The following is a 17012-nucleotide window of genomic DNA, read 5'->3' as shown; positions in this document are numbered from 1 at the left end:
AAAAACTCCCAACTTAATTGGGAGTTCTTTCTGTTGTTATTTTATATCTAATGTAATTTTTTTCGAAATTAGTTTACCAGATTCAGTGATTCCTTCAATATAAACTTGCATTGCTTTTTGTGCATTGGTTGGTATTGTAATTGTTTCACTTTCTTTTCCTTCTAAATGAATATTTGGTTCCCAAAAAACACTACCAAATTTTTGATAAGTATCATCTGTAAAAGATGGGTATAATGGATTATAATATTCCTTTTCAGCTACAAAACCTATGGGAGCTTTTACATGAGCAAAACGAGATGTTTTATTTATATATTCAAGAGGAGAAAGACTAAAAATATGAATTTCTTCACCAAACCCACCAGGGTGTCTTCCATAAAAAATCTCCTTAACAGTATCCAAATAGGTCATTTCTGCTATCCAGGTACTAAAAGTAATCTCATCGTTGTCAAGAAACATTCTTACTGCTGATCTACCTCTATTCGAACCTATCTTGCCAAAGCCTCTTGGTATAATTACAGGAGCTCCAATTGCATTATATCCAATACCATAATTTTTAGAGCGTAAAAAGTCTATCACCGTTTCACCAGAAGCTATAATTCTTTTGTCAAGATTTCCTCTTCTAAACATGGTAGCTCGTCCATAAAACTTGTAATCTTCTTTCTTTTTTTTCTTTGCTTTAACTTCTACTTCGTCTAAATCTTCAAATTCACTTTTAAGTTGTTTAAAATTACTTACTTCTAGCTCAGTTCTTCGCTCTGATTCTATTTCTGAATCGTCAATATCTTCATATAATTTACCACCAGTGAAGGATAGTGCTGGTGAAATTTTGTAGTAATTATCTCTGCTATTTAAACCAAAATTTAAGGTTGAATTCTTTTTAACAAAAGAATTTTCTAGCTTGTATGGAGTTTCATTATGAGCGATAACTCTAACTAAGTTATTAGCTTTTGACGAAAGCAAAATAGATTGCTTTGACGACAAGCTTTTATTAATTCTTGCAGTTATATCAATTCCGTTTTCAAAATCAAAAAGTGTTTTAGGAGGAGAGTTAAAAATCAAGTTCCAATTGTATTTACTCCATCCTTGAATAAGTAGTAATAAATCTAAATCTCTTTGTTGACCTTTATAGCTTTTTCCTAGTAGTTTTGATGGACTCTGGATATCACCTTTAATATAAGGTTTTAATAGAAAGGAAGAAATGATATTATTTTTTGGCTTATAAGCTTTGCTATTTTCTGGAAGGAAAGAAGCACTGACGCGCGCAGCTTCGTTTGCAAAATTTTTAAGTTTTACATCAAGCGAGTCCTTTGTTCTATTTCTAGTATCACTAATGTTAACTTCTTGAAATAATTCCTCAGACTTAACGAAAAATAATCTTTCTGAAATAGGTTTGTCTTCTTCATTAAAAACCGTTACGATATTTATTCCAGGTTGAAAATTGTCTTTATTTAAAAGTAAAGCATGATTTAAGTGGTTTTCATGTAATTTAAAAGGATAGTTCTTAAAACTCCTAGTATTATGAATCATCACTCTATATTGTTTACCGGCTATTGTTTTTAAAGTTTCATTGTTAGTAATAACATTAATACTTACTTTTTTCGAATCTTTACTATTAACAATTAAAGAGATACCTCTAGATTCAGGTTTTGGTAGATTTGCTTTTAATTCAGTTCCGTTTTCTAGAATTACATGAAATGAATAAGACTCGTTTTCTTTCAAGAAAAGTTTAACACTATTCATTCCAAATAAGTTAGTAGAAAAATGACGAACCGTATTATCGTTTTGGTCCTTGATAATACCTTTAGCTATTTTAACACCTTGGTTTTTGTCGTTTTTAACAAGTATACCTATGTTATTTAATGTATTAGATACTAAATGACCTCCTTCTGGAAACAATTTAAATTCGTAAAAGTCTGTTTCTCTAAGTATAGTTCGTTTATTGTTCTTGTCTGAACTAACAATCTTTATTTTTTGATAGAAAGCATTATCGTCTTCAAAATTTTTCATCCACTTTGTCGAAGCTTTCAAATAATAGGAATCACCAGTAAAAGTAGAATCTACAAGAATATTTCCTCGACCTGTTCCATCTGTAATATGAACAAGTTGTTGATCTTTTAAGGCACCATTTTTATTGAATATTGATACATAAAGATTTGTGGTAGTTGGATGAAGTTTTTGCGTGTTTTGCTCTTGAACATAAGCTTTGTACCAAATTTCTTCTCCTCTTAAAAAACTAGTTTTGTTTAAATGTAAGAAAGGAATTTCCCTAGTGTTTTCAAAGTAATTGACATAGCTAGAGTCAATTGTTTTTTGCGCGAAAACATTGTAGTACTGGATAACCAGTAAAAAAAGTAATAGTGTTTTTTTCATAGTAAAATAGGTTGATTAAAGGTCGAAAAATATCAAGAATGATGCCGAAACCCTTTTTTTACTATTTAATTATAAGTTCCACTTTTTTTGAAATTAATTTTCCAGATTCAGTAATTCCTTCAATATAAACCTGCACTTTTTCCTGAAGATTAGCGGGTATTTGAATGGTTTCATTTAAGTATCCTTGGAGTTTTATATTTGGTTCCCAAAACATACATCCATACTTTTGATATGTCTCATTTGTAAAGGAGGGATAAATAGGGTTGTAATATTCTTTTTCAGTTGCAAAACCTATCGGGATTTTTATATGTGAAAACTCAGCTCTTTTATCGATATATTCAGCAGGATTTAACCTGAAAATATGTATTTCTTCACCAAGTTTTCCAGGATTTCTGCCGTAAAAAATTTCCTTGATTGTATTTAGATAAACTTGTTCCAAAACCCAATGTTCCTGTGATATATCATACCCATCAAGAAAAATTCGTAGAAGAGGTCTTCCAAATCTATCGGACTCTTCAACACTATCTGTAATTAATGAGGCTTTAGGCCCTAATCCTCTAGGGACAACTTTTTCCTGAGCATAATCGTAATATCCTTTTTCTTTGAAAAAATCAAGAAGCGTCTCACCTGAGGCAATCATTTTATTTTCTAACCTTGCACTAGTGAGCATGGTTATCCCTCCGTAAACTTTGTCATGATTTTCAGTTTTTCTTCTTTTTTTATTAGCGTCAACTTCTACTTCATTTAAATTTTCATATTCATTTTTAAGCGGTTTAAAATTACTTACTTCAAGTTCTAGTCTTTTGGATAATTCCATTTGAGAGTTAGTAATCTTCTCTCGTAATATACCTCCAGAGTAGGATAGTGCTGGAGCTATTTTAAAGTAATTATCATTACTACTTAATCCAAAATTTAATATTGAGTTTTTCTTTAGAAAAGAATTCTTTAAAACCCAAGGATTCTCTTTGTGAGTAATTATTCTGATTAACTTGTTTTTATTTGATGATAAAACAATTGATTGTTTCGAGGATAACGTTTTATTCAATCTGGCCGTTAGATCAATCCCGTTTTCAAATTCAAAATTGGTTTTAGGTGGATTGTAAAAAATGTTATTCCAATTGTATTTACTCCATCCTTGAATTAGTAATAACAAATCTAAATCTCTTTGCTGACCTTTGTAGGTTTCTCCTAAAAGTTTAGTTGGGTTTTGTATGGAACCTTTTATATAAGGTCTTAATAAATAAGTTGAAATAATATTATTTTTAGGTCGATAAGCTTGGGTGTTTCCAGGCAAGAAAGAGGCACTTAAGTACACTTTTTCTTTGGTAGGATTTGTGAATTTTACAGCAACCGAATCATTGCGCATTCTTTTAGTGTTACTAACTCGAATGTTTTGGAATAAATCATCAGATTTTATATAAATCAATCGCTCAGAAATAGGTTTGTTTTCATTATTAAACACTGTAATTATGTTTATTCCAGGACTCAATTCTTCTGGTTTTAAAAGTAAAGCATGGTTGTAGTTGTTTTCTTTAAAAGTAAATGGAAAGTTTCTATAATTACGGGTATTATGAACCAATATGCGATATTGTTTTCCTGCAATTTCTTTGAGTGTTTCTTTGTTCGTAATAACATTAACAGTTACTTGATTTTTATCTTTACTGTTAACTATCAAAGAAATTCCTTTTGACTCTGGTAATGGAGTTGAAGCTTTAATTTTAGAGCCGTTTGAGAGCGTTGCATGAAAGGTATAACTTGTGTTTTCTTTTATAAATAATCGAATATTGTTCATTCCGAACTCATTAGTGTTGAACTTTCTAATGATATTGTTGTTCTGATCTTTGATAACTCCTTTCTGAATTTTTACACCTCTATTTTGATAGTCCTTGATAAGAACTCCTATATTGTTTAAAGTGTTTGCTACAAAATGACCTCCTTCGGGAAATAATTTAAACTCAAAAAAATCTTTTTCGGATACAGTAATTTTTTTTTCTTCTTCATTAGAGGATACAATGCTAATTTTTTGATAAAAGGCGTTATCCTCATTAAAGTTTTTCATCCATTTTGTAGAAGCTTTTATGTAATAATTTTTACCATTGTAAGTGGAGTCTAAAAGAATGCTTCCATAACCTACACCATTTATGATATGAATTAATTGCTGATCTTTAAAACTGGTATTTTCATTAAATATGGAAACATAAAGATTGGTAGTGGTAGTGTGTAATTTTTGAGAATTTTGTTCTTGTATATAAGCTTTAAACCAAATCTCCTCTCCTTGTAAATAGCTTGTTTTATTAAGATGTAAATAAGGGACTTCTCTAGTGTTTTGGAAATACTTGACGTAACTACTATCAATTTCCTGTTGAGCAAAAATTGAGTATTGAAATACTAATGTTCCGATTAGGAGGATAAATATATTTTTTTTTCTAAGCATTTTGAGATGTTAATAGGTTAATTTTATTTGGATAAAATGACTTCTTGTGAGATTAATTTTCCTGATTTTGTAATTCCCTCTAAGTGAATTTTTATTTTCTTTTGTGCATTCAAAGGAACTTTTACCTCTTTAGTTGAATTCGCTTCAATGTCAATTATTGGTTCCCAAAAAACACTACCATATTTTTTATACGTTTCGTTGGTGAAAGAAGGGTAAACAGGATTGTAATATTCTTTTTCAGTAGCAAATCCAACAGGTATTTGAATGTTTGAGAAATTTGCTCTTTTATCAATATACTCGGTAGGATTTAATCTGTAGATGTGAATCTGTTCACCAAATCTTGAAGGATCTCGACCGTAAAAAATTTCTTTCACAGTATTTAAATATATCATTTCTAACATCCATAAAGATTGTGATATTTCTTCGCCGTCCAAAAATACTCTAACAGCAGGCCTTCCAAATCTTTCGTTAAACTCATCTCCTCCTTCTGGTGCGGAATTTAATCCAGAGTTATTTGATCCTGACAGAGAATTAATACCTCTTCGAGTTATAGTTAAGTCTCCAATTTCATTTCGAAGTACAGAATAATTTTTAGATCGAATAAAGTCTACTACTGTCTCACCTGAGGCAATAATTATATTATCCATTTTTGCACTCGTTAGCATCGTTACTCCACCATAAATATTATCTTGGTTTTTGGTTTTTCTTCTGTTTCTTATAGCTGTAACTTCTACTTCGTTTAAATCTTCGAATTCACTTTTTAATGATTTAAAATTACTTACTTCGAGTTCTAAATTTCTAAAAGTTGGAAATTGAGAAATATCAATGTTTTCCAATAAAGAATTGTTAGAGTAGGAAATTGCAGGAAAAACTTTGAAATAGTTGCCGTTACTACTTAATCCAAGTTTAAGAGTAGAGTTTTTCTTAATGAAAGAGTTTTTAAGAATCCAAGGATTTTCAGTAGGATTAATTATTCGAATAAGATTATTTTCCTTTGATGTTAAAACAATAGATTGTTTTGAGGTTAAACATTTATTTAGTCTCAATGTTAGATCTATTCCGTTTTCAAAAGTATAGTTTGTTGCTGGGGGAGTTGTGAAAATGGAATTCCAGTTATATTTACTCCATCCTTGAGTAAGTAAAAGAAGATCCAAGTCTCGTTCTTGTCCTTTGTAAGGTTTTCCTAAAAGTTGCATAGCGTTTTGGATATCTCCCTTTACATATGGCTTAAGTAAAAAAGACGATATAATATTATTGTTAGGATTATAAGCTTGTGTGTTTTCGGGTAAAAAAGAAGCACTTAAGTGCACTTCTTCTTTTGAAGGGTTCGTAAACTTTACAGTAATTGAATCATTACGTATTTTTTTTGTGTTGCTAATTTTAATATTTTGAAACAAATCATCTGATTTCACGAATATAATGCGCTCCAAAATAGGTTGATTTTGATCATTAAAAACAGTAATAATATTAATACCTGGATTTACTTCTTGTTCTTTTAAAATTAATCCATAATTGATTTGATTTGCATCTAGCGTAAAAAGAAAGTTTCGGTAACTACGAGTGTTATGAACTAAAACTCGATATTGCTTCCCCGAAAAATCCTTCAAGGTTTCTTGATTCGTAATTATATTTAAACTTATGCTTTTAGGGTTTTTATTATTTACAATTAATGAGAATCCTTTTGGTTCTGGTTTCGGAAGAACTGCTTCTATTTCTGATCCATTATCTAAAATAGCATAGAAAGTATAAACATCGTTTTCTCTGAGAAATAATCGTATGCTATTCATACCGAGAGAATTCGTGTTGAAATGACGAATAGTATTTCCATTTTGGTCTTTAATTATACCTTTTTGGATTTTTACTCCTTGGTTTTCATAGTCTTTAATTAATACTCCGATGTTATTTAAAGTATTTGCAACATAATGACCACCTTCAGGAAATAATTTAAACTCATAGAAGTCTTGTTTAGTAGCCGTTACTTTTTCCTGGTCTTCAACTTGTCTAATAAGTTTTATTTTTTGATAATAAGCGTTATCCTCTTTGAAATTTTTCATCCATTTTGTAGATGCTTTTAAATAATATTCTTTATCAGTATAGGTTGAGTCAAGAAGAAAACTCCCACGTCCAACACCATTAGTAATATGAATTAGTTTTTGTTTAATCAAAGAGGCATTCTCATTAAAAACAGAAACATAAAGATTGGTGGTAGTAGGATGTAGTTTTTGAGAATTTTGTTCTTGTACATATGCTTTAAACCAAATTTCTTCTCCTTGCAAAAAACTCGTTTTGTTTAAATGTAAAAATGGAATTTCTCGTGTATTTTCAAAATATTCTTGATATTTCTCATCTGTAGCTTTTTTCTGAGCAAAAGAACTCAAAACAAATAATATGCAGAATGTTAGTATGTAATTTTTTTTCATATTGAATTTTTGAAATGTTTCTCTTAAAGATATTAAATAATTAGTTTGATAGCAAGATGAATGAGTGAACGATACGTTTCAATGAGTGAACATGATTTCGCAAAAAAAAAAGCAACCCCGAAAGGGATTGCTTCAATAAGTTATAAGAAAGATTATTTGGACTTTGTAAACAAATATATTTCTCTATCGTAACTCGGATTTGAAACATAAATTTTGCTAAACTCTTTTAATCTTCTATTATCTAAAAGATAAAGTCTGTTTATACCCATTCCGAGTATTTGTGTATTGTCTAGGTAAATAGAAGTTACTCCTCTACTAACACTCCCGAAGCTTTTTTCACGATACATCTTACTGCCGTCTTCAATCGTATTGAAAGCTGTAGATTGTTCGGTTAGTTTTTTTAGTTCAGACATACTAAAGCCACCTTCTTTTCTCAAAAATGTGAATACAAATTGATTTAAGTTAAAGGATTCGTCAATATCATATGCTTTAAAACTGATAAAGTCTTTTTCTTTTGAAATATTTTCAGCGACTTGTTGTGCTGTAAGACCAGTTAAAATAAAGAAAGCAATAACGAATGACTTGAATGAAAGTTTTTTTGTGTTCATAGCGTTTAAATTTAATAGTTAGTAATGACTGAATATCATCAAGAATCAGACCAAAAAAATAAGCTTTGGAAAAGGACCAAAGCTTATTTAATATATTTAACTCTTAAATGTAATCTACAGAGATTACATCATTCCTGGCATTCCACCACCCATAGGAGGCATTCCACCACCTGGATTATCTTCTTTAATATCAACTAAAGCACATTCAGTAGTAAGAATCATTCCAGCAACAGAAGCTGCATTTTCTAATGCAACACGAGTTACTTTTTTAGGATCGATAATCCCAGCCTCAAGCATATCAACATACTCTTCGGTCTTAGCATCATATCCGAAGTTGCTTTCACCTTCTAATACTTTATTGATTACTACAGAACCTTCACCACCGGCATTTTCTACGATTGTACGTAAAGGAGCTTCAATTGCACGATTTACAATTTGAATTCCAGTAGTTTCATCTAAGTTTTCAGTGGTTAATGTTTCTAATACTTTTTTAGCTCTAACTAAAGCAACTCCACCACCAGCAACAATTCCTTCTTCCACCGCAGCACGAGTAGCATGTAAAGCATCATCAACACGATCTTTCTTTTCTTTCATTTCAACCTCAGAAGCGGCTCCAACGTATAATACAGCAACTCCTCCAGCTAATTTAGCCAAACGCTCTTGTAATTTCTCACGATCGTAGTCAGAAGTTGTAGTTTCGATTTGAGCTTTAATTTGGTTTACACGAGCTTTGATTTGAGTTTCATCTCCAGCTCCGTTTACTACTGTAGTGTTATCTTTGTCAATAGTTACTGTTTCAGCAGTTCCTAATAAATCTAAAGTAGCATTTTCTAAAGAGAATCCTCTTTCTTCTGAAATTACAGTTCCTCCTGTTAAGATTGCGATGTCCTCTAACATTGCTTTTCTTCTATCTCCAAATCCTGGAGCTTTCACAGCTGCAATTTTTAATCCACCTCTTAACTTGTTTACTACTAAAGTAGCTAATGCTTGTCCATCAACATCTTCAGCAATAATTAATAAAGGACGACCTGATTGTGCTACTGGCTCTAGGATTGGTAAAATCTCTTGTAAGTTAGAAATCTTCTTATCGAATAATAAGATGTAAGGATTTTCTAACTCAGCGATCATTTTATCAGCATTAGTTACGAAGTAAGGAGATAAATATCCTCTGTCAAATTGCATTCCTTCTACAACATCAACATACGTATCTGTTCCTTTAGCTTCTTCTACAGTGATAACTCCTTCTTTGCCAACTTTACCAAAAGCAGTTGCAATTAAATCACCAATAACAGAATCGTTATTAGCAGAAATAGATGCAACTTGTTGAATTTTCTCAGAAGAATCTCCAACTTCTTTAGATTGCTTTGCTAAATCTTCAGTTAAAGCTATTACCGCCTTATCAATTCCTCTTTTTAAATCCATTGGATTTGCTCCAGCTGCAACATTTTTTAATCCTTCTTTTACGATTGCTTGTGCTAAAACAGTTGCAGTTGTTGTTCCGTCTCCCGCTAAATCATTTGTTTTTGAAGCAACTTCTTTAACCATTTGTGCTCCCATATTTTCTAGAGCATCTTCTAATTCTACTTCTTTTGCAACAGAAACTCCATCTTTTGTTACGTGAGGAGCTCCGAATGATTTAGAAATAATTACGTTACGTCCTTTTGGACCTAATGTTACTTTTACTGCGTTTGCTAATGCGTCAACACCACGTTTTAATCCGTCGCGTGCATCAATATCGAATTTAATATCTTTTGCCATTATGATTCTTTTTTAGTTAGTTTGAAATTAAATGATAGCCATGATGTCTGACTCTCTCATCATTAAGTAATCTTTTCCTTCGAACTTAAGCTCTGTTCCAGAGTACTTGCCATATAAAACAGTATCTCCAACTTTTACAGTTAAAGGTTCGTCTTTTTTACCAGTTCCGATGGCAACTACAGTTCCTTTTTGTGGTTTTTCTTTTGCGTTATCAGGTATAATAATTCCTGATGCAGTAGTAGTTTCAGCTGCAGCTGGTTCTACTAGAACTCTATCTGCTAAAGGTTTGATGTTTAATCCCATTTTATTTAAAAATTTTGATTAATCTGTGTTTAAATTTTCAGTTTATATTTTGTCAGAAACTATGCCAATGCTATAAAACTGACATTTTTTCTTAGCTTGATTATTTTTAAAATTTGATATAAAAAAAAATGCCAACGTGTCATCGTTGGCATTTTAAATATTTTCTTACAAAACGTACTATTGAACTGAGTCTTTAGTAGTATCAGGAACAGTAGTAGTTGCAGGAGCAGTAGTTTCAACTCCATCCAATGTTTTTGTTAAATCTGGAGTATTGTTTCCATTACCTCTATCAATTGCAAAATTTGATAATAAAATTAATGCAAACATAGCGATTGCTAATGTCCAAGTTGTTCTGTCTAAAAAGTTGTTTGTGTTTTGAACACCACCAATGTTTGATCCACCACCTCCGAAAGTAGAAGATAACCCTCCACCTTTTGGATTTTGAACCATAACGATTAAAATTAATGCAATCGCAACAATGATTATTAAAATTAAAATTGGTAAATACATATCTTTATTATGATTTTTGTAAAATTCTTATCTTTTTAATTTGGTCTGCAAAGAAAGTACTTTTTTCTGGATATTTCAAACTTAAAATTTCATAAGCTTTAATAGCGTTATCATATTTCTTTTGCTCCAAATAAATTTTGGCTAAAGTTTCCGTCATTAAGAGCGGTTCATGCACAGTTTCAATAGCTGTATTCGTTGGATTCGCGTTTTTATTTACACGAGATATTTTTGGATTGTTTGAAATAAATCTATCAATAATATTATCCTGTAAGCTCTTTTCTTTTGGTGGATTTACTTTTTTAACTGATCCCGTTGATAATTGTAACCATTGATTGAAAGAATGTGTTTCATTCTTTTCAAAAGTAAATGGTTGCCCGATTTTTAAATCATCTTTTACTTGTTCAACAGAAGTCTTGTTCTTGTTGTCAAAACTTGATTTTTCATGTAACGATTCCTTTTTATTATTAAAATGGTCGGATGTAATGAAATCAAATAAAATAGATCTATCGGCAGTGTAAGCCGCAGTAACCTTTAGCTCGTTATTATATTTAAAGCTTTCTTGATCTTTTAAGGCCTTTAATAAAAGCGCTCTTGCCGATTGGAAATATGGATATTTATCAACTAAAGATTTTAGTTCGTTGATATTTTCCTTTTGAATTAATTTCGGATTATTTAAAAATGATATGTAATTGCTCTTTACCATTTTGCAATTGACGCGTTAAAAATATCTTGGGTAATTCTAGGTAGTATTTCTTCATAAGCGGCTTCCAGTACACTTCCTGTTAATTGCTGGGAAGCGCTGTAATCGTCGTAAAAAGAAAATTGCTTTTCGAAATCGTCTTCTTCCTTTTTTGCATTATAAAAACGAACGTTTACGGTTATTGTAAGTCTGTTTTCAGCTGCGGTTTGATTTGAAGTAGCACTCGTTGGAGTAATTCTATATCCAACTATTTCACCTTCAAAACGCAAATCTCCTCCAGATCTTACTAATGTTAAATTGGTTTGCCTCGTAAATAAATCTTGTAAATCTTGTGTAAAGCGTTGACTCAAAGATGGCTCAACAAGAGCCGCTTGATTTGGGAAAAAATCAACTTGAATTGTTTTAGCATCACCAGTATTACCGCCAGTAAAAGAGTATGCTCCACATCCAGCTATTAATAACAGGGTAGCAGATAAAAAAAGTAAGAGTAGTTTTTTCATTTTAAAATTTCTTAAAAACGAGTTTATAGAATTTTTTATAAGTCGTATTGTTTGATTTTTCTGTATAGCGTTCTTTCAGAGATACCTAATTCTTTGGCTGCAAGTTTTCTTTTACCCTTATTTCTTTCTAATGATTTTTTTATCATTTCAATCTCTTTTTCCTGTAAAGATAAGTTTTCGTGCTCTTCTATCGTCTCAATGAAATCATAATTGTTTTCAGACGACGATTTTGGAATTTGAACAACTTCTACATTGCTTGACATTTCTTGATCATCATATATACGCTGAATTAAACCTCGGTTTTCTTCTTGAACTTCTTGAATGTCTCCATTTTGCATTAAATCAAGCGTGAGTTTTTTTAGGTCATTAATATCGTTTCGCATATCAAATAAAATCTTATACATGATATCGCGTTCACTTGAAAAGTCACTTGATGATGACGTGTTTCCTATGACTGCAGGAAGGTTATTTACAGAATTGTTCGGTAAGTATTGAGCGAGTATTTCAGGTGAAATAACTCTGTTTTCTTCCATAATAGACACCTGTTCTGCAATATTTTTTAACTGACGTATGTTTCCAGGAAAACGATAGTTTAATAACATTTTACTGGCATTCTCATCTAATCTTATCACAGGTATTCTGTTTTTTTGAGCAAAATCAGAAGCGAATTTTCTAAATAACAAATGAATATCATTTCCTCTTTCACGAAGTGGAGGAAGTGAAATTTCGATGGTGCTTAACCTATAGTATAAATCTTCGCGAAACTTTCCTTTGTTAATAGCTTCTTGCATTTTAACATTGGTAGCTGCAACAATACGTACATTGGTTTTTTGTACTTGAGAAGACCCAACTTTAATGAATTCTCCATTTTCTAAAACACGTAATAGCCTAACTTGAGTTGTTAACGGTAATTCACCAACTTCATCTAAAAAAATGGTTCCGCCATCGGCAACTTCAAAATATCCTTTTCTAGTTTGGGTAGCACCAGTAAATGCACCTTTTTCATGACCAAACAATTCACTATCGATTGTTCCTTCTGGAATTGCTCCACAGTTTACAGCAATGTATTTGGCGTGTTTTCTGTGTGAGAGTTGATGGATTATTTTTGGTATATTTTCTTTACCAACACCACTTTCACCAGTAACTAAAACTGAAATATCAGTAGGTGCAACTCGAACAGCTTTTTCAATTGCTCTATCAAGTTGAACATCGTTTCCGATAATTCCAAATCTTTGTTTTACTGATTGTAAGTTCTCCATCCTTTTTCTTTATTTTTTAGTTATTATCCGAATACCCAACAGCGGTTCCTTTTAATGTAGTTGATGTGCAATCGTCAATTCTTACATTTACAAAGTCGCCTAATTTGTAGTGCTCTTTAGGGAAGACTACAACTGTATTTTGAGTATTTCTTCCTTTCCATTCGTTTTCACTTTTTTTCGAAGTTCCTTCAATTAAAACTTCTTGAATTCTTCCAACATGTTCTTTGGCTCTGTACAAGCTGTGTTCCTGTTGTAAATTGATTATCTCTTGTAAGCGACGTTTTTTTGTTTCTAAAGGAACATCATCCTCCATCTTTTTAGCTGCTAACGTTCCTGGTCTCTCCGAATAAGCGAACATAAATCCAAAACTATATTTTACTTTTTCCATTAAATCAAGAGTGTCTTTATGATCTTCTTCTGTTTCACCACAGAAACCAGCAATCATATCCTGACTTAAATTCATTTCAGGTATAATTTTGTAGATATTTTCTACTAGCTCCAAATATTCTTCACGAGTATGTAAACGATTCATGGCTTTTAACATTCTATTACTTCCACTTTGAATAGGTAAGTGAATGTATTTACAGATGTTTTTATGCTTTGCCATCACATGAATTACATCTAAAGTCATGTCTTGTGGGTTAGAAGTTGAGAAACGGAAACGCATCTTTGGAAACTCAGTAGCACACATATCTAAAAGTTGAGCAAAATCAACCGCCGTTGCTTGTGCCATTTCTGAAGCTTTCTTGAAATCTTTTTTGAGTCCACCACCATACCATAAATAAGAATCTACGTTTTGACCTAAAAGTGTTATTTCTTTGAAGTTTTGATCGTGCATTGAACGGATTTCTTCTATAATACTTTTAGGATCTCTACTTCGCTCTCTACCTCTTGTAAAAGGTACAACGCAGAAAGTACACATATTATCGCATCCTCGTGTTATAGAAACAAAAGCAGAAACACCATTTGAGTTTAAACGAACAGGAGAAACATCAGCATAGGTTTCTTCTTTTGATAAAATTACGTTTACAGCATCTCTTCCGGCTTCAACTTCTTCCACTAAATTAGGTAGGTCTCTGTATGCGTCTGGTCCAACTACTAAATCAACAATCTTTTCTTCTTCTAAAAATTTCGCTTTTAATCGTTCCGCCATACATCCTAGAACTCCAACTTTCATTTTTGGATTTCGTTTCTTTGCATGGTTGTATTTTTGTAGTCTATTTCGAACAGTTTGCTCTGCTTTTTCTCGAATAGAGCAAGTGTTTACTAAAACTAGATCGGCTTCTTCAATATTTCCAGTAGTATTAAAACCTTCTTCAGCAAGAATTGCAGCAACAATCTCACTGTCATTCATATTCATTTGGCAACCGTAACTTTCAATGAAAAGTTTTTTGGCATTACCTTCTTTTTGTTCCGTTAACAAAGGTTTCCCTTGTTTGTTTTCGTCTATAACTTTTTCAATCTGATCCATGTTCAAAAACTCGTTGTAAGTGGACGGCAAAGATACAACCAATTTTATGATTATGTGACAAATTGTCATAAAATAATTCTTTCTTAGAATTTAAATTAGCGTTAATTCTTTGAAAACAATTCTTAATAAAAAAAAACTATATACTTTTGCAACTTGAAAGGCACTGTTTAATGGTGTAAAACCAAATAAAAATTATGGCGAAAAATTTAGTAATTGTAGAGTCACCTGCCAAGGCTAAAACAATAGAGAAATTTTTAGGAAAAGATTTTCAAGTTGAATCAAGTTTTGGACATATAGCGGATTTACCATCTAAAGAATTAGGTGTTGATGTAGAGGGAGATTTTAAGCCGAAGTACATTGTTTCCTCAGATAAAAAAACGGTAGTTAAAAAACTAAAGGATTTAGCAAAAAAAGCAGAAATAGTTTGGTTAGCATCCGATGAGGATCGTGAGGGAGAAGCTATCGCATGGCACTTAGCGGAACAATTAAAATTAAACAAAGAAAATACGAAAAGAATTGTTTTTAATTCAATTACCAAGAATGCAATTCTTAAAGCAATTGAAAACCCACGTTCGATTAATTATGATTTAGTAGATGCACAACAAGCTCGTAGAGTTTTGGATAGGATTGTTGGATATGAACTTTCACCAGTTTTATGGAGAAAAGTTAAGGCGGGATTATCAGCTGGGCGTGTTCAATCAGTTGCAGTTAGACTAATTGTTGAGCGTGAACGTGAAATAGATAATTTTACACCTGTAGCATCTTACAGAATTGATGCCGAGTTTTTGAATGAAGAAGGAAAGTCATTCAAAGCAAAGCTTCCAAAGAATTTTAGCACTAAAGAAGAGGCAGAGAGCTTTTTAAATTCATGTTTGTCAGCAGATTTCAAAGTTGATGATTTACAGACGAAACCAGCAAAGAAGTCGCCAGCAGCACCTTTTACTACTTCTACTTTGCAGCAGGAAGCATCAAGGAAATTAGGTTTCCCTGTGGCCAAGACAATGATGATGGCGCAACGTTTATATGAAGCAGGTTTGATTACTTATATGAGAACTGATAGCGTTAATTTATCTAATGAAGCTAAAGAAGCAGCGGCAGAAGAAATCACCAAATCATATGGTAAAGAATATAGCAAGCCAAGAAATTATGCTACGAAATCAAAAGGAGCTCAAGAAGCGCACGAAGCTATTCGTCCGACGAATATGGGGCAGCATGAGGTTTCGGTTGATTATGATCAGGACAGATTATATAGTCTGATTTGGAAGCGTACACTTGCTTCTCAAATGAGCGACGCTCAACTAGAAAGGACTAGTTTAAAGATTAGTAACAATAAAAACGATCAACGTTTCTCTGCAAATGGAGAGGTGATTACTTTTGAAGGTTTCTTAAAAGTCTATTTGGAAGGAACTGATGACGAAGATGTAGAGCAAGATGGAATGTTGCCAAAGATGAAAGTTGGAGAGCAACTTTTAAATGAATTTATTTCTGCCACAGAAAGATATACGAGACCACCAGCTCGCTTTACAGAAGCTTCTCTGGTTAAAAGATTAGAAGAGCTTGGTATTGGTCGACCTTCTACATATGCTCCAACAATTTCAACAGTTCAAAGAAGAGGTTATGTTGAAAAAGGAACAGCAGAAGGTGTGGAGAGAAATTATGCGCAGCTAGTCCTGACAAAAGGGGGTATAACTGAGAAGCAATTGTCCGAAAAGGTTGGTTCAGATAAAGGAAAATTAATGCCTACAGATATTGGTAATGTGGTTAATGATTTCTTAGTAGAAAATTTCTCGAATATTTTGGATTATGGTTTTACTGCTAAAGTAGAGTCTGATTTTGATGAAATTGCCGAAGGAAAAGAAGATTGGACTGCTATTATCAAAGAATTTTATAAAGATTTTCATCATACAGTAGAGGATGTTGCTGAGAATGCTGAAAGAGCGAGTGGTCAGCGCTTGTTGGGTATTGATCCTGAATCTGGGAAAAATGTATACGTACGTTTAGGTAGATTCGGAGCAATGGTCCAGATAGGGGAAGCAACAGATGAAGAAAAACCTAAGTTTGCAAGTTTGCAAGGAGATCAAACAATGGGGTCAATTACTTTTGAGCAAGCGATGGATTTATTTAAGTTGCCAAAAACAATTGGAGAGTATGAAAATAAGGAAGTGATTGTTGCGAATGGTAGATTCGGGCCTTACATTAAATTCGATGGGAAATATGTTTCTCTAGAGAAAGATGAGAATCCAATGTCTGTTGATATGGATAGAGCAATCGAGTTAATTGAAGCTAAGAGGAAAGCAGATGCTCCGATTGGTGAATATGAAGGAATGCCGATTCAAAAAGGAGTTGGTAGATTTGGTCCTTTCATAAAATGGAACTCCATATTTATTAATGTTAACAAAAAGTATGACTTTGATAATTTGTCTCAGTCAGATTTAGAGGAACTTATAGAGGATAAGAAGAAGAAGGAACGTGAGAAATTAATTCACAATTGGGAAGATGTTGGTATTAGAGTGGAAAAAGCTAGATGGGGTAGGTTTAATGTTATTAAAGGGAAATCTAAAGTAGAACTTCCAAAGACTACAGAAATAGATAAGTTTACTAAAGAAGAGGCTGTTAAGCTTTTTGAGGCTAAAAAAAGCACTAAAAAGACAAGTAAAAGAACAACAAAAAAGAAATAAA

Annotated in this window: 12 protein-coding genes; 1 reads left to right on the top strand and 11 read right to left on the bottom strand. The window is 32.2% G+C overall.

Going from position 1 to position 17012, the window contains the following annotated elements; all coding sequences use genetic code 11:
• Positions 1–36 precede the first annotated feature (36 nt).
• From ACOSP6_RS16525 to miaB, 11 genes are all read right to left on the bottom strand, one after another.
• A complete protein-coding gene (locus ACOSP6_RS16525; RefSeq protein WP_422095362.1) occupies positions 37–2370 on the bottom strand; it encodes a hypothetical protein in 2334 nt (777 codons plus the stop codon).
• Between the two features lie 61 nt (positions 2371–2431).
• Positions 2432–4804, bottom strand: a complete 2373-nt coding sequence (locus ACOSP6_RS16520) for a hypothetical protein (protein WP_422095363.1) — start codon at positions 4802–4804, stop codon at positions 2432–2434.
• A 23-nt stretch (positions 4805–4827) separates the two neighbouring features.
• Positions 4828–7224, bottom strand: coding sequence for a hypothetical protein (locus tag ACOSP6_RS16515; RefSeq protein ID WP_422095364.1), 2397 nt, complete (start codon positions 7222–7224; stop codon positions 4828–4830).
• 152 nt (positions 7225–7376) lie between these two features.
• The gene (locus ACOSP6_RS16510; protein ID WP_422095365.1) at positions 7377–7832 is read right to left on the bottom strand and encodes a hypothetical protein; all 456 of its coding nucleotides are present in this window, start codon (positions 7830–7832) and stop codon (positions 7377–7379) included.
• Between the two features lie 123 nt (positions 7833–7955).
• Positions 7956–9590: a chaperonin GroEL gene (groL, locus tag ACOSP6_RS16505; protein ID WP_422095366.1), complete on the bottom strand. Its 1635-nt coding sequence runs from the start codon at positions 9588–9590 to the stop codon at positions 7956–7958.
• Between the two features lie 27 nt (positions 9591–9617).
• A complete protein-coding gene (locus tag ACOSP6_RS16500) occupies positions 9618–9893 on the bottom strand; it encodes a co-chaperone GroES (protein ID WP_422095367.1) in 276 nt (91 codons plus the stop codon).
• A gap of 177 nt (positions 9894–10070) precedes the next feature.
• Entirely contained in the window at positions 10071–10403 is a 333-nt protein-coding gene (gene secG / locus ACOSP6_RS16495) for a preprotein translocase subunit SecG (RefSeq protein ID WP_422095368.1), read from the bottom strand.
• Positions 10404–10410: 7 nt separating this feature from the next.
• Positions 10411–11106: a hypothetical protein gene (locus tag ACOSP6_RS16490; protein WP_422095369.1), complete on the bottom strand. Its 696-nt coding sequence runs from the start codon at positions 11104–11106 to the stop codon at positions 10411–10413.
• Complete coding sequence (locus tag ACOSP6_RS16485) at positions 11100–11603, bottom strand: LptE family protein (RefSeq protein ID WP_422095370.1); 504 nt, start codon at positions 11601–11603, stop codon at positions 11100–11102. The genes ACOSP6_RS16490 and ACOSP6_RS16485 overlap by 7 nt, the downstream gene beginning before the upstream one ends.
• A 35-nt stretch (positions 11604–11638) precedes the next feature.
• Positions 11639–12862, bottom strand: a complete 1224-nt coding sequence (locus tag ACOSP6_RS16480) for a sigma-54 interaction domain-containing protein (RefSeq protein ID WP_422095371.1) — start codon at positions 12860–12862, stop codon at positions 11639–11641.
• A gap of 16 nt (positions 12863–12878) precedes the next feature.
• Complete coding sequence (gene miaB, locus ACOSP6_RS16475) at positions 12879–14333, bottom strand: tRNA (N6-isopentenyl adenosine(37)-C2)-methylthiotransferase MiaB (protein ID WP_422095372.1); 1455 nt, start codon at positions 14331–14333, stop codon at positions 12879–12881.
• Positions 14334–14527: 194 nt separating this feature from the next.
• Here miaB and topA point away from each other — a divergent pair, with 194 nt between their 5' ends.
• Positions 14528–17011 (top strand): type I DNA topoisomerase, encoded by a 2484-nt coding sequence (gene topA / locus ACOSP6_RS16470; protein WP_422095373.1) that lies wholly within the window; start codon positions 14528–14530, stop codon positions 17009–17011.
• Position 17012 lies beyond the last annotated feature (1 nt).

Source organism: Tenacibaculum sp. MEBiC06402 (assembly GCF_049239625.1).
In the GTDB taxonomy this organism is placed as follows: domain Bacteria; phylum Bacteroidota; class Bacteroidia; order Flavobacteriales; family Flavobacteriaceae; genus Polaribacter.
This window is presented reverse-complemented; position numbering and strand designations above follow the sequence as displayed.

What these genes read in the sequence shown, in the direction of transcription:
- ACOSP6_RS16480 (WP_422095371.1), bottom strand. Translation starts at nt 12,862, where the DNA reads ATGGAGAACTTACAATCAGTAAAACAAAGATTTGGAATTATCGGAAAC.
- ACOSP6_RS16485 (WP_422095370.1), bottom strand. Translation starts at nt 11,603, where the DNA reads ATGAAAAAACTACTCTTACTTTTTTTATCTGCTACCCTGTTATTAATA.
- groL (WP_422095366.1), bottom strand. Translation starts at nt 9,590, where the DNA reads ATGGCAAAAGATATTAAATTCGATATTGATGCACGCGACGGATTAAAA.
- ACOSP6_RS16510 (WP_422095365.1), bottom strand. Translation starts at nt 7,832, where the DNA reads ATGAACACAAAAAAACTTTCATTCAAGTCATTCGTTATTGCTTTCTTT.
- topA (WP_422095373.1), top strand. Translation starts at nt 14,528, where the DNA reads ATGGCGAAAAATTTAGTAATTGTAGAGTCACCTGCCAAGGCTAAAACA.
- secG (WP_422095368.1), bottom strand. Translation starts at nt 10,403, where the DNA reads ATGTATTTACCAATTTTAATTTTAATAATCATTGTTGCGATTGCATTA.
- ACOSP6_RS16515 (WP_422095364.1), bottom strand. Translation starts at nt 7,224, where the DNA reads ATGAAAAAAAATTACATACTAACATTCTGCATATTATTTGTTTTGAGT.
- ACOSP6_RS16520 (WP_422095363.1), bottom strand. Translation starts at nt 4,804, where the DNA reads ATGCTTAGAAAAAAAAATATATTTATCCTCCTAATCGGAACATTAGTA.
- miaB (WP_422095372.1), bottom strand. Translation starts at nt 14,333, where the DNA reads ATGGATCAGATTGAAAAAGTTATAGACGAAAACAAACAAGGGAAACCT.
- ACOSP6_RS16500 (WP_422095367.1), bottom strand. Translation starts at nt 9,893, where the DNA reads ATGGGATTAAACATCAAACCTTTAGCAGATAGAGTTCTAGTAGAACCA.
- ACOSP6_RS16490 (WP_422095369.1), bottom strand. Translation starts at nt 11,106, where the DNA reads ATGGTAAAGAGCAATTACATATCATTTTTAAATAATCCGAAATTAATT.
- ACOSP6_RS16525 (WP_422095362.1), bottom strand. Translation starts at nt 2,370, where the DNA reads ATGAAAAAAACACTATTACTTTTTTTACTGGTTATCCAGTACTACAAT.